This is a genomic window from Pontibacter sp. Tf4 (assembly GCF_014212495.1).
Lineage (GTDB): Bacteria > Bacteroidota > Bacteroidia > Cytophagales > Hymenobacteraceae > Pontibacter.
Map to the genome: position 1 here is coordinate 288,953 of NZ_JACKZC010000003.1, position 14,843 is coordinate 303,795.

General features: G+C 48.8%; 7 protein-coding genes. 1 reads left to right on the forward strand and 6 read right to left on the reverse strand.

The window, feature by feature from the left end:
- Nucleotides 1-20: 20 nt before the first annotated feature.
- The 6 genes from H7F15_RS06730 to H7F15_RS06755 all read right to left on the reverse strand — a co-directional run bounded on the left by H7F15_RS06730 (nt 21) and on the right by H7F15_RS06755 (nt 6,538).
- Nucleotides 21-1,388 (reverse strand): NAD(P)H-dependent oxidoreductase, encoded by a 1,368-nt coding sequence (locus H7F15_RS06730; RefSeq protein ID WP_185196192.1) that lies wholly within the window; start codon nt 1,386-1,388, stop codon nt 21-23.
- 43 nt (nt 1,389-1,431) lie between these two features.
- A complete protein-coding gene (gene rfbC, locus H7F15_RS06735; protein ID WP_185196193.1) occupies nt 1,432-1,995 on the reverse strand; it encodes a dTDP-4-dehydrorhamnose 3,5-epimerase in 564 nt (187 codons plus the stop codon).
- Between the two features lie 12 nt (nt 1,996-2,007).
- Entirely contained in the window at nt 2,008-3,096 is a 1,089-nt protein-coding gene (locus tag H7F15_RS06740; protein WP_185196194.1) for an NAD(P)-dependent oxidoreductase, read from the reverse strand.
- 40 nt (nt 3,097-3,136) lie between these two features.
- Nucleotides 3,137-3,940: a glucose-1-phosphate cytidylyltransferase gene (gene rfbF / locus H7F15_RS06745; protein WP_185196195.1), complete on the reverse strand. Its 804-nt coding sequence runs from the start codon at nt 3,938-3,940 to the stop codon at nt 3,137-3,139.
- A gap of 386 nt (nt 3,941-4,326) precedes the next feature.
- On the reverse strand, nt 4,327-5,154 hold the full coding sequence (locus tag H7F15_RS06750) for a WecB/TagA/CpsF family glycosyltransferase (RefSeq protein ID WP_185196196.1): 828 nt from the start codon (nt 5,152-5,154) through the stop codon (nt 4,327-4,329).
- Complete coding sequence (locus H7F15_RS06755; protein WP_185196197.1) at nt 5,144-6,538, reverse strand: undecaprenyl-phosphate glucose phosphotransferase; 1,395 nt, start codon at nt 6,536-6,538, stop codon at nt 5,144-5,146. The genes H7F15_RS06750 and H7F15_RS06755 overlap by 11 nt, the downstream gene beginning before the upstream one ends.
- 1,087 nt (nt 6,539-7,625) lie before the next feature.
- On the opposite strand from H7F15_RS06755, the gene H7F15_RS06760 reads away from it, so the two are divergent.
- Complete coding sequence (locus H7F15_RS06760) at nt 7,626-14,834, forward strand: gliding motility-associated C-terminal domain-containing protein (RefSeq protein WP_185196198.1); 7,209 nt, start codon at nt 7,626-7,628, stop codon at nt 14,832-14,834.
- Nucleotides 14,835-14,843: the final 9 nt, after the last annotated feature.

Sequence of the window (14,843 nt, forward strand, 5' to 3'; positions counted from 1 at the left end):
GAATTTATAGTTAAGGAGTATTATGCTTCTGTCAGCGATTCGCTTTTGCCGTACACGCTTTTCAGGATCTGCTCTTTTTCAGCTTCGTCGGTAGCGTTAAAGTAGCGGCGCTGTATGTCGCGGAGCTTGTCTACAAAACGACCTTCCGGTAGAATTACATCATCGTAAGTCAGTACCTGGTCTTTCGGAAGATCGCGCTTCAGGATACAGCCTTCGGCTACGCCAATTGGCAGCAGGTTTTCGGCTATAGTTGTATCAGCGTTTTCGCACAGGCCATAGGTCATGTAGTGGCCGATGCCGTCTACCACTTGCCCGGCTTTCAGGTCTATTTTGGCTGCTGCAACTACTTCTACAGTTGGGGCACCAGCCGGAGCTAAAGCGGCATCGTTAAACAATACGGCACGGGCTACTGTGGTTGGCACTTCGAAATGGCACAGGTGGTATGGTGTGTAGAACAGATACAATGGCCCTTCGCCCAGCTTGTACAGGTTCAAATAATGCTGCTGTATTGGGTCGTCGTGCGTGCCCAGTACAAATACGCCTGGTCCTGGCTCGGCAGCTACTACGTAGTCAACTATGCCAGGTCCGTTTGTCAGGTCTTCCAGTGGGTACAGGTTGTGTACGCAGTCTTTTAGCGGAGTACCTGGCGCCACAGTCGGGCCGTGCATACCGCGCTTGGCTACGCGCATTCCAGTGCCGTTGGCAACTATAGCCTGTTCAAACGATATCTTGCTGCCATCGGCAAACGAAGTAACCATAGATGGCTGCTGTCCCCATTTCTTCGCAAAACCTTCCTGTGTAGTCGGGTTACGGTATGGGTCGTGCAGGCCCTTAATGTTACCGCAAAGTACTGGTTTTACACCAAGTCCTTTTACAAAACGGTACAGGTTCATGATCACACCCGGCTGGTCGCCATCGGCATTCGTGAACACCACACCGGCTTTGTCGGCATACACTTTCAGGATCGGGCCAACGGTACCATCTACTTCCGCATTCATCATGATGATGTGCTTTCCGTTCTCGATAGCACGCATGGCTACGTTTGTACCGAATTCTACGGCACCGGTCACTTCAATAATGGCATCAATGCCTTCGGCACGGCATAGCAGCATGGCATCGTCGGTAATGCTGTATTTGCCTTCACGTATGTTTTCTTCCAGTTTCTCCAGAGACGCTACTTCTTCCACCGTATTTACGCTGGCTTCGTTGTAAACTCTTTTTGCTTTAGAGATGTCGCGGTTGGCGATGGCTACCAGCTCCATGCCCTGCACGTATTTGCAGATCTGAAGCGCAATACCGCGGCCCATAAAGCCGGCACCAACCATGGCTACTTTAATCGGGTTATTTTCGGCCTGACGTTTGGCTAAGGCAGTATCAATTAATATCATTTTATACTATAGTTAAAGGGTTAAATGCAGAAAACTGCCGGCATTACACCAGCAGTTTTCCTTCAGTTTTCTGGGTTTCTTCTACAAAGTCGGGGTGTGCCTGGTCTTTTTCAGAGATCACCACCGGCTCGATTGGCCATTCGATGTTAAAAGCAGGATCGTTCCAGCGATAGCCACGCTCAGCACCTGGTGTATAGAACTCTGTTACATTGTACGTCACATCAGTGTTATCTTCCAGGGTAATGAAGCCGTGGGCAAAACCCTCCGGTACAAACAGCATTCTATAGTTATCGGCAGTCAGCTCCACGCCTATCCACTGCTTGTAGGTTTCAGAATCCGGGCGCATGTCAATGATCACATCATAAATAGCACCGCGTGTGCAGCGTACCAGTTTGGTTTCTTCGTTTGGGGCCAGTTGCATATGCATGCCGCGAAGTGTACCTTTTACTTTGTTATAAGATACATTTGCCTGACGGATGTCATTGGTCAGGCCGAACTCTTCGAACTCTTTCTGGCAAAACGAACGGCCAAAAAAGCCACGCTCATCTTCCAGACGTTTTACATCAATTATATAGGCGCCTTTCAGCTTGGTTTCTGTAAATATCATGGTCGGGTGATGTTATGCGATCTCTAATTCAGTTTCTTCAGCTACTTTTTTGGCACTGCGCTGCCACTGCAGTTGTTCATCGATGGCGTTTATTTCCTGCAGGTGGTTCAGCACTTTCAGGCGCATCAGTTGTGAGTTACGGAAGTCGCCATCTTTAAAGCCCATCTGCGTTAAGCCCTCGCGAAGCTCAACTATAGCCTGCTTTAAGGATACCTGGGGCTGGTGGTTAGGTGCCAGCGCCTTAAACAGGTCGAAGTTTACGCGGTAAGAGCGTTTGTCAGGGGCCGCTTCTAAATTCACAGATACTTCAGTACCCGGAATCACTTCCGCTACAGCCTGGGCCAGTTCCTTCACCTGGTAGTTCCACTCGTTGCTACCAGCATTTACTGCCAGGAATTCGCCACCGTTTTCCGGAGTTCGGGTAATAGCCCATTCAATAGCGCGTGCCATGTCTTTTACGTGGATCAACGGTCTCCATGGCGTTCCATCGCTCAGTATCGTGATTTTGCCAGTTGAAATTGCTCCAGCTACGAAGTCATTCAGCACTAAGTCAAGGCGCAATCGGTCGCTCATGCCGCAGGCAGTGGCAAAACGCAGGCAGGTAATGGTAAAGCCATCGCCAGCTAGAGGAGCCAGTTCTTTCTCTGAGGCAACTTTTGAGCGGGCATACGCCGTCAGCGGGTTCAGTTCAGAATCCTCGGTCTTGGCCTGCTCTGATGCTGCACCGTACATGCTGCAGCTTGATGCAAACACATAGTTCTTTACACCGGCAGCTTTCGCCATCTCCGCAATTCTGATCGATGATCTATAGTTTACATCCAGTGTTACTTCTTCAAATTTGTTACCCATCGGGTCGTTCGAAATGGCTGCCAGATGCACTACGGCATCCATACCTTCCAATACTTCGGCTGGCATGGTGCGCACATCGCCAAACAGCTGCTGGTCTAGTTTGCTCTCCGGCAGGAAAGGCGCATTTGTAAGGCTTGTAGCGAAATAGGCCATATCGTAGCCAATAAGGGTAGCTTCGGGGTACGTGGCGCGCAACTGGCTAACTACGTCAGGGCCCACATAACCCATATTTCCGGTTATTAATATCTTCATAGGTGAGGGTATTTAAATCTATAGTTGAGGAAGGAATTTCTTAGTTTTTGGCAGTCGTCAGCATTTTGCACCACACGTTCCATGGGGCTTCACCTTTCTGCCATAGTTCTTCCAGCACGTGCTTGTCGCGCAGGGTATCCATTGGCTGCCAGAAACCAGTGTGGCGGTAAGCGGACAGTTCGCCTTCTTTGGCCAATTGCTCCATCGGCTCGCGCTCCCAGGTGGTGCTGTCGTCTTCAATGTAATCGAATACGCCTGGTTCCAGCACAAAGAAACCACCGTTTATCCATGGCATTTCACCACCTGTTGGCTTCTCCTGGAACTGGTTGATGCGGGTTGCTTCTGATGACAGGTTAAAGGCACCGAAACGGCCCGGCTGCTGTACCGCAGTAAGTGTGGCCAGTGTTCCCTGTGCTTTGTGGAACTCGATAGAAGCGGCTACATCCACATCGCTTACGCCATCGCCATAAGTCAGGCAGAAAGTTTCGTTGCCAACATACTCTTTTACACGCTTCAGACGGCCGCCAGTCATGGTGCCTTCGCCGGTGTCAACCAGTGTTACCTTCCACGACTCTGTGTTGTTACGATGCACTTCCATGCTGTTCTTGCGCATGTCAAAGGTTACATCAGAATTATGCAGGCAGTAGTTGGCAAAATATTCTTTTATCATGTGGCCCTTGTAGCCGCAGCAGATCACGAACTCATTAATGCCATAGTAAGAATAAATCTTCATGATGTGCCATAGAATAGGCTTGCCACCAATCTCTACCATGGGTTTTGGTCTTACGCCGCTTTCTTCGCTGATCCGGGTTCCGTAGCCACCAGCAAGTATAACTGCTTTCATAAGTATAAGGGTTATCGGGTTAAAAATTTGCACCGCACCAATAAACTGTACTATTCCTGCAGCTTTTGTTGCGGTCGGTATTTGATACGGCTATTGCTATATTTTGATTTACTTAATTTTATTTTTTTGTATAGAAATACGTCAGGCTGCCGTTACAGCAGGCTCAGTAAATTCGTACTGGCTTTTTCGGGACGTATAGAATTGCATGGCAGTGACCACACAGGTTTGTTTCGGGTAAAGGATAGAGCTGTTGTTTCGGCGGGAATGACACAATTTGGTATAGTACCGCAGCACATAGCGCCGGTAGTAGCCATAGTTTGAATGGTAGCGATAATAATGTTCTATGTAAGCTCCATACCTCATGCTACTTTTTTTATTGGATTAATTCAGCCAAGCGACTGCTTTCCAGAACTTCTGCCCAGGGCTCTGTTTGCCAGCAGTTTCAGGGTCAGTGCCACAAACATGCTGTTGGTTACCAGGTAACGCTTCCAGAGGCGCCGCGGCTCCTGCACCAGACGGTATGCCCATTCCAGGCTCAGGTCACGCGCCCATTTCGGCAGGCGTTTCTCCAGCCCGGCAAATGTCATGTAAGCCTGACCTACGCCCAGCATGCAGGCATTTACTTTGCCCTTATGTTCGGCCATCCAGCGTTCCTGTTTCGGGCAACCCAGTGCCACAAATACCAGATCCGGATTGGCTTCATTTATCATGTTAACTATAGCTGTATCTTCTATGTGGGTTAACTTCCGGAACGGAGGCGAGTAATGGCCTGCTATAGTTAGGTTCGGGTGCTTCTGTCTGGCTGTTTTAACTACGGCCTCCAGTACCTCGTCGGTAGAGCCGTAAAAGTAAACCGATTTACCACGGGCTTCGGCTTCCTGCAGGAGCGCCGGTAACAGGTCCATGCCTGCTACGCGGTCTTGTTGCTCACCGTAGAGAAGTTTCATAAGCCTGGAAAGGGGGCCGCCATCGGGGCAAGCCACATCGGCATTGTTCAGGATCTGGTTAAAATCCCTGTCGCGGTACGCTTCTACCAGCATGTGCACGTTGGCAAAACACACGTAGCTCGACTGTTTGTGTTCACTAAGCCAGAACACCTGCTTTACAAAATCTTTAAACGTGCCTGCTGTTATATCCGAAGTCAGTAATCGGCGCTTCAGTTGCAAGGGTGGTGCAGTAGCAGCGGGCTTGGTATGTGGTGCGTTAGTAAGCATTTTTTTCGCCTTTTATCATGTTCCAGACGGTCAGGAAGATGATCTTCATGTCCATCATAAAACTCCAGTTCTCCATATATTTCACGTCGTATTCCACGCGCTTCTCCATCAGGTGCACTTCCTTAGTCTCGCCGCGGTAGCCGCTTACCTGTGCGTAACCGGTAATGCCCGGTGTTACGAAATGGCGCATTTTATACTTCGATATCACTTTTGAATAATGATCGAGCTGCGATACTAGGTTCGGACGTGGCCCTACCACCGACATATCGCCTAACAGCACATTAAAGAACTGTGGCAACTCGTCGAGGTTGGTTTTGCGCAGAATAGCCCCGATGCGGGTGATGCGCGGGTCGTTTTTAGTAGCCTGTAACTCGGTCTGGTTGTTTACACGCATTGTTCTGAATTTGTAGCAAACAAACAGGCGGTTCTTTTTACCAGGGCGCAGTTGCTTAAAAAAGATCGGTCCTTCAGATTCCAGCCTGATCAGCAGCGCGATGATCGGCAGCACGATCGGGAAGATGAGCAGGATAACAGCCAGTGAGAACACAATGTCAAAAGCGCGCTTGATCATGCGGTTCGTTACCTGCTCGAGTGGCTCTTTACGCACACTGATGATCGGAATATTGTGGTAGAAGTACAGGTTCACATCTTTCTGCACAATGGCACTGAAATCCGGCACAATACGGAAGTACACAAAGTTGTCATCGCAGAAAGCGGTCAGTTCATCTACCTGTTCTTTATTATCCAGTGCCTTGGTATAATAGATCTCGTCGATGCTGTGTTGCAGGCAGTACTCCTGCAGATCGGCTACCGAGCCTTTTACCAAATTACGGTATGGACTGTTTGTATCCGGCGTATCGTCAAAAAAGCCCATAAATTTGGTACCCGGGTTTTCGTCGTTGCTGAACGTGTGGTACAGGTTTATAGCTGCCTGTCCGCTGCCCACAATAACGTAACGGGAATAAGCCATGTCGGATTTGGTAAAATAGCGGCTCAGCTGCATAAACAACAGACGGCTTAAACCGATCAGCATGGCAGTAGAGATATAGGTATACAGCAGCAGCAGACGTGAAATCTCTTCCAGGTTGAAGATCACGATACAGGTAGCCAGTATAAAGGCATGCAGCAAAAAGGCATTGATCAGGTTAGAGAACCGTTTGCCAATGGATATAAAACCATCTACGCGGAATACGAAATTCGAGAATCCGGAAACGATCCACCACACAAGCGCAAACAGCACGAAGAAGATACTATACTGATGATCCAGCTCGACCGTACCGTACCGGAAAAGGTTTGATAAGTTAAATGCGAGGGCAATAAGGGCTACATCCAGAATTAGCAGAATGATCCTGTTAAAACTGTAATAATGTTGATATTTATTCATTTCAGAGACACTGTAAAATTATAACCATATACTTCTGGTCGTTTTTCCGGCTGTTTTCTGTAACTCATGCTGGCTACCCGCTATCAGGTTTTATCCGCTGTTAATGGTTTGGTTCAGAATATGGCCGGTAAAACATAAATAGTACTATAATCGAGTACGCCTGCTTCCTGTAAGGGCTCTGCCAGCACAATCCTACTCCGCTTCAGGCAGTTTAAATTACGGCACCTAATTCCGAATGGTTTAGTGTTTTCTTTAGATTGATTAAATAATTTTAATTTACTAATACAAGCAACACACTATATAAAAATATATTAATATTAGAGAATTAAGCCCATTTTGCACTCATTTTGGCCCATAACACAGTGCTCCGCCGCAAAATTAATCAATTTATAGTTTTGCACTTTATTAATACATACATTGTACTACCAGTTTTAAGGACCCTACCGGCTTCGTGCAATTTTTTTTCTGCTAAAGGGAATCACTCCGCTAAAAGGAGTCCAAAACAATAGTTAAGGATGGGTAAGTGAGGTGCAGGTAAGGCAGGCGGTGTTAGCGCAACTTCAAATGTTTAACAAAACCAATAATTTTATTAACTAATACACTTTCAACCCAAACTATAGTATAAAAATAATTACACATCATACTATAGTTACAAATCAATGCCGCAGCATAGAATTTATGGAACGTGCAGCTCAACCTACCACTTACCAGGCTTAAAATATATTCTACACATCTGATACAAGAGCAGTTTCATAAAAAAACAGGAACAGGATTAAACTTATTATTTTTAAATTTGGTTTGTCACGCAACGGGGATTGTAATTTACAACACTTTAAAAATTGCAATTACCAGCTGACTCCAAAGCCTCGGATCGATTTTTATTATTTCGATTTGAGTGAAACTTGTGCAGGCAGGCAGATTAACTACCTGCTGCATAATAAATGACCAGATAGAGAACCGGAAAAGTACCAGTACACTATCGATCTGAATTTTTCGCACAAAGCGGGCGGCAAGGAACTGCTCTCTCTGTTTTAAATCAATACAATAACAAAACTGCTTTTGTAACACACTTTACTGACTTTTAGCCATGCAGTCATATCTTAGAGGCAGCCTTCTGCCCTTCCTGATTTTTTTCTTCGGGACGTGGGCAAATAGTGTACTCGCACAGGATTGTAAACCTGAAATAAGCACGCCACAGGGAGCTTCTCTCTGTAACGGCGAGGTGATTTTACAAGCTTCAGAAGCCGAAACCTATACCTGGTCTACCGGCGAAACAACACCTAGCATAAAGATCACAACCCCTGGCACTTACTGGGTAAAGACCACCAATACCGCTGAGTGCGAAGGGACATCTGATAGCATAACAATTGCAGGTGCACCGGATGCCAGCATCACAGATCCCGAGTATCCCGAACTCAACTTTACCTATTGCAGCTACTCCAGCAGCTCATCCGGGTTTAAGTTCACGCTGAACATAGAGAACACTTCCAAAACCAAGGAAACAAACAAAGAATACCACATTAGCTGGGGTGATGGCAAAACCAATACCTATGGCAAAAACTTCGATAGAGTAACACATACCTATACTGCCGGCGGTGGCTATGATATCGTACTTACCGTAATTGGCGAAAACGGCTGTAGTACTACCACTACTAAGCGTATGTTTGTGGGCAGCAACCCGGGACTGGGCATCTCCAGCGATGGTAATAACACGCAATGCGCCCCTGCCACTTACCGCTTCAAGATCACTGGCGTAGATGGCAACTCCCCTGAGACCGTGTACACATTCCAGTTTGATGACGGCACCCCAGCCATTACCTACAAGCACGACGAGCTGCCAGCCGACCGTTACATTTACCATACCTTCAACGAATCATCAAAGAACACGGAGTTTGGATTTACCTTAACCGGATACGCCAAAAACCCTTGTAGTTCATCACGCGCCACGTTTTCCGGTATTCGTATCTCCAAAGGCCCTGAAGCGGACTTTGCTGTTGGCAACGGCACATCGCTGTGTGTGAACGTGCCGGTAAACCTGCAAAACCTGACCAAGAGCGGGTACGATGCTACCAACAATACCGAAACCTACCAGAGCGAATGGAAAATAGAGCCGGCAACCGGCTGGCGTTTTGTATCCGGAACGGCTACCTCTAAAAGCCCTAAAATTGTATTTACCGAGCCAGGCAGATATAAACTTACGTTAACAGCCAAGTCTCTGGATACCAGCTTATCCTGCGGATCGAGCAGCAAAGAGCAGGAAATTATAGTTGCGGCTCCGCCTGTAGCAGATTTCACCTTAGATCCTGCCCCGTCTGCAAACTGTACGCCTACTACGTTTAAAGCCCTTAATACCTCAACTGGCGATGGCGTAACCTATACCTGGCAGGTACTATCTGCGGACGGCTGGAGCTTTGCCAATGGCACTACGGCTACATCTGAAAATCCGGAGTTCAATTTCACGAAGGCAGGAGATTACACTATAAAGCTTGTTGCAACCAACCTGTGTGCCCCGGCCAGTATAAAAGAGCAGAAAATAACTATACGCAGTAAGCCTGTTGTTACGCTGCCTGCCAATGCCGTATACTGTGGTCCGAAAACGATAGCTTTTACAGCAGCTAACGCAGCCCACAAACCCACTTACGATGCGCAATCCGGAACTATAACTGGCTACCGCTGGACAGTAACCGGCGGGAATACAACCTTTACAGAAGGCAGCAGCACATCGGCTAACCCAACTATAGTCTTCCCGGAAGCTGGCTTGTATGCAGTTAGCGTAGTAGCGATAAACGAATGTGGTGATTCGGAGCCGGCAGTACAACAAATTAGAATTGATGCTTTGCCAGAACTGAAAGCTACGGCCGAAATGCCTGTACTTTGTAAAGGCGGCAGCACTACTATAACCGTAACCGGCGCTGACACTTATACCTGGGCACCTGCCGATGGCTTGAGTGCCACCACTGGCAGCACGGTTACAGCAAAACCAACCAAGACAACCACTTATACTATAACTGGCAAGAACAGTGCTACGGGCTGTATCAGCACCACTACTGTAACTATAGTTGTAAACGAACCACCGAAAGTAGAGCTGGTTGCTGATGTGTATGAGATTTGTGTTGGTCAGGGACAGGCAGTGCTTACTGCATCCGGTGCCGACCGTTACGAATGGTCTCCGGCAACAGGTTTATCGGCTACAACCGGCGCTGAAGTAACGGCCACGCCAGCTCAAACCACAACCTATACCGTTACCGGATTTGATGATGAAACCGGTTGCAGCAGCACGGCACAGGTAACTATAAAAGTAAACCCATTGCCAGTTGTAAGTGCAGGACCTGACATCACGGTTTGTAACAACCCGGTTCCAACCAAACTGTTGGGTAGCCCTGCAGGTGGTGTTTGGAGCGGTGCGCATGTATCGGCAGACGGTACGTTTACACCACCAGCCCAAACCGGCACTATTACCTTAACCTATACCTACACCGACCCGAACGGCTGCAGCAACTATAGTACAATGCAGGTTACTGTTAACGAAGCTCCGGTTGCCGATGCCGGTCAGGATATTACGGTGTGTCTGAACAGCGGCAGCTTCAACTTGAAAGCAAGCCCGGCTGGTGGTAAATGGAGCGGTTCTGCGCTGGTAACAGCTAACGGCACGTTTACACCATCGAAAGCAGGCGTTTATACCTTAACCTATACTTTCGGCGAAGGCAGCTGCGAGACAAAGGACCAGGTTATAGTTACTGTAAACGAACTACCTAAAGCCCCCAATGTTGCTGCGGCGGAAATTCTTTGCCCTGGCTTCGGCACTACTTTGCAGGTACAAAACCCGGTAGGTAAACTGGCCTGGTACGATGCTGCCACAGGTGGCAACCTGTTAGGCGAAGGCGCTATTTTTGAAACACCTGCTCTTGACAAAACCACTACTTATTATGTAGAGACAACGATAGAAGGCGGCTGTACCAGCGTGCGTACTGCTGTAAAAGTTACAGTTCGTCCGGCCACTCCGGCGCCTACAGTTGCCCCGGTTACCCTATGCGGAACAGGCAGTGGCGCCACGTTAATAGCGCAAGGCAATGCCACCATCTACCAGTGGTTTGATGTGGCAGAAGGCGGTACGATGTTATTCCAGGGCCGTTCGTTTGGCATCGCATCTGTAAATGAGAGCAAAACTTACTATGTGCAGGCGGTTATTGATGGTTGTATCAGCCCGAGAACTCCGGCAACTATAACAGTGCTGGATGTGATCAGTAATAACACTATTGAGCCTGTAGCTGAGATCTGTGCAGGTCAGACACCTGATCCGTTAGTGGGCTCTACTCCTATCGGCGGTGACAGCAACTATAGCTATTACTGGGAAATCAGCACGAAATCGGCAACGGAAGGCTTTAGTAAAGTGGAAGGTGCTACTGGCAAAGATTACCGACCGGGCGCGCTTACTGTACCTACCTGGTTCCGCAGAGTGGCTACTTCTGGGGTTTGCTCGCACGTATCGGAGCCGGTAAAAGTGAGTGTAACACCTGTTATCAGCAACAATACAGTGTCGGAAGATGCTACCTATTGCCTTGGCGCAACTATAGCCCAGCTGAACGGCAGTCTGCCAGACGGCGGAAACAATACCTATAGCTACCTGTGGGAAATGAGCACCACCGGCGAGAACGGTACTTACACGCAGGCACCAGGTAACAATTCAGACCAGCACTATAAGCCGGGCTCAGTAGATGTAAATACCTGGTTCCGCAGAAAAGTAACATCAGGCACTTGCCAGGTGAGCATCAGCCAGCCGGTGAAGATCACGATCTATAAACCGATCACAAACAACACTATAGTTGGTGAACAAACAGTTTGTGCCAATGCCATACCGCAGGTGCTGGAAGGAAGTCAACCGGAAAATGGTGATGGCAACTATAGCTACCGCTGGTACATGAGCACCGACGGCGAAAACTTTACCCTTGCTACCGGCCAGAACAACGGCATCAACTATAAGGTAGGCGCACTAACCCGCAGTACCTGGTTTAAGCGCGAAGTTACCGGCGGCCCTTGCGATGCGAGCATCAGCAACACCATCAAAATTCATGTGAACCCGGTTATTGCCAGCAACATCATCTCCAGAGACCAGGTAATCTGTTTCGGTACTGAAGCTGCAGTGCTTACCGGTACAACGCCAACCGGCGGAGATGGTAACTATAGTTTCCGCTGGATGGTGAGCACAACTGGCGCAAACGGCACTTACACACCGGCTGCAAGCACTAACAACCTGCCAAACTATACACCGGGCGCTGTGGCTACCACCACCTGGTACAAGCGCGAAGTAATGTCAGGCACGTGCGTGGATGTGTCGCCGGCCATTGAGGTAACGGTAGTGCCGCTTCCGGTGGCTCCTGCCGTGGCGGGTGTTACCATCTGCGAAGGCACCAAAGCTACGCTTACTGTTTCTGCATCAGGCAACTATAACTGGTACACAACTGCTGATGGCACGAAACCGGTATTCACTGGCCGTAGCTTCGAAACGCCTGCACTGAGCGCTACTACAACTTATTATGTTGAGACAGTAAATGCTAATGGTTGCGGAAGCTCTGAGCGCACTGCCGTTACCGTTAAGGTAAACAAAAACATCAGCAACAACAGCCTTGTAGCGCCAACTGCAGCCATCTGCGCCGGACAAACACCAGCTTTAATTAGCGGAGCAGGCGCAGGACCGGATGGCGGAAACGGTACCTATACTTACCGTTGGGAAAAGAAAACCGAAGGCGTGGATGCTGACTTTAAAACCATTGCAGGCGCAACTTCGGCAACTTACCAGCCAACAGCACTTACCAAAACAACCTGGTTCCGCCGCGTGGTGATCTCAGGGCCATGTGCCGAGCATGTAAGCGAGCCGGTGAAAGTAGATGTATTGCCAGCACTTGAAAATAATACAGTTAAGCCGGCTGTAGCTATCTGTGAAGGTGAAACACCTGCTTTACTTGCTGGCTCAGATCCGACAGGTGGCGATGGTAACTATAGCTATAGCTGGTCTTACAGTGAGAATGGCACATCATTTACAGAGATCGCCAACAGCAACGTGAAAGACTACCAGCCGGGCAAACTGAGCAGAACAACCTGGTATAAGCGAACTGTAGTTTCAGGACCGTGCGCTAAACTGGAAAGCAATGTGGTGCAGGTGATAGTGCATCCGGCTATAGTTGCCAATACCATCACAGCTACCGAAACTATAGTTTGCGAGAACGGCAAACTAGGCATCATCAACGGGTCTAAGCATGCAGGCGGCATCAGTGCCTTTACTTACCTGTGGGAAATTAGTACCGATGGTGTAACCTATAGTCCGGCTCCGGGCGTGAACAGCAACCAATCGTACCAGCCAGCAGCTCTAACTGTGCCAACCTGGTTCCGCCGCAAGGTTACATCCGGCAAATGTTTCGATTATTCGGCTGCAGTTAAGATTGATGTGAATCCGGTGATCGCAGATAACACGATCACCGAAGAGCAAATGGTGTGTGTGGGTGGTACTCCTGCCCTATTGAAAGGATCTACCCCAAATGGTGGCAATGGCACCTATCGTTACGAGTGGCAGTCTACTACAACTAATTCGCCTGCGGCATTCACTACAGTGGGTACAGGTGTTAACTACCAGCCAGGCGCTTTGTCGGTAACAACTTACTTCAGACGAGTAGTTACTTCGGGTGCATGTGCGCATGTATCAAATGTGGTGAAAGTGACCGTGTCTCCGCAAATCACCAGAAACACAATCACAACTGATCAGACGATTTACTCAGGCCAGCGTCCGGCTCCGTTGACAGGTTCCCTGCCGGCGGGCGGCGATAATACTTACACCTACCTGTGGGAAGTGAGTACAGATGGCACAAACTATAAGACTGCAACCGGATTAAACGATGGCAGAAACTATAGTCCGGGCGTTCTCTCTGAAAATACATGGTACCGCAGACGCGTGTTCTCGGGTGGTTGCGAAAGCATCTCCAACGCTGTCAAGATTACGATTACACCATCAATTTCAAACAACAATATTCAGGCTGACCAGGTGATTTGCTTCGGTAACACACCACAGGTGCTGAAAGGCTCTACGCCGGAAGGTGGCGAAGGCGGCTACATTTACCAGTGGCAGTACAAAACATCGGAGCCAGGCGCTGTGTGGGTGTCTGCCAAAGGTGTGAGCAACGGCATCGATTATGCTCCGCCAGCACTAACACAAGATACCTGGTTCCGCAGAATTGTGATCTCGGGCCCGCGCTCGCACGAGAGTCAGGAAGTGATGATCACGGTGAAGCCTGCTATGAGCAATAACAAGATCAGCACCAACCAAACGATCTGTTACGCTACAGCGCCATCTACATTAACTGGCACTACGCCAACCGGTGGCAGCGGCAACTATAGTTACCTATGGGAATACAGCACTACTGGTCCGGACAAAGGTTTTACAACTGCACCGGGCGCCAACAACGGGCAAAACTATAACCCAATGCCACTGACGCAGAAAACCTGGTTCAGAAGAGTGGTTACTTCTGAGTCGTGCGAAGGCCTGGTGAGCAATGCTATAGTTGTGCACATCACTGCACAGCCGGATGCACCGGTGGCGAAAGGTGCTATAGTTTGCTCTGGCAACAATGTGACGCTATCGGCTACAGGCAAAGAAGGCAGGCTGGAATGGTACGCTTCGGCAAGCTCGGGTGCCTTGCTGGGTGTGGGCAATACCTTTACTACGCCTGCGCTAACGCATACCACCACTTACTACGTGCAGGAAGTAACACTCTCTTGTGCCAGCGAACGCACAGCCGTAACGGTAACAGTTACAGAGCCATCCGCAGATGCAGGCCCGGATGTAACTATTCTCAAAGGCAGAAGCACTACGCTGGAAGCCAGTGGCGGTGATAGCTACAGTTGGTCTCCGGCGGTTGGCCTGAGCAACCCTAATGTGGCAAATCCGGTGGCTACACCAGAATCGACTACAACTTATAAAGTAACTATAACGACGGCGGGTGGCTGTACTTTCACGGATGAAGTTACGGTAACAGTGCTTCCTTTTGTGGAGATACCAAACACTTTTACACCAAACCGCGACGGCATAAACGATACCTGGGAAATTGCCAACCTGAAGAAGTACCCGAACTGTAAGGTGCAGGTGTTTAACCAGTGGGGCACTATGGTCTTCCAGTCGAACGGGTACCAGTCGCCGTGGGATGGCCGCCACAACGGGCAGGAATTACCACTTGCTACTTATTACTACATCATCCAGCTGGAGCCAGGTGAGAAACCATTATCAGGAAGTATAACAATCGTTAAATAACGGTAATCT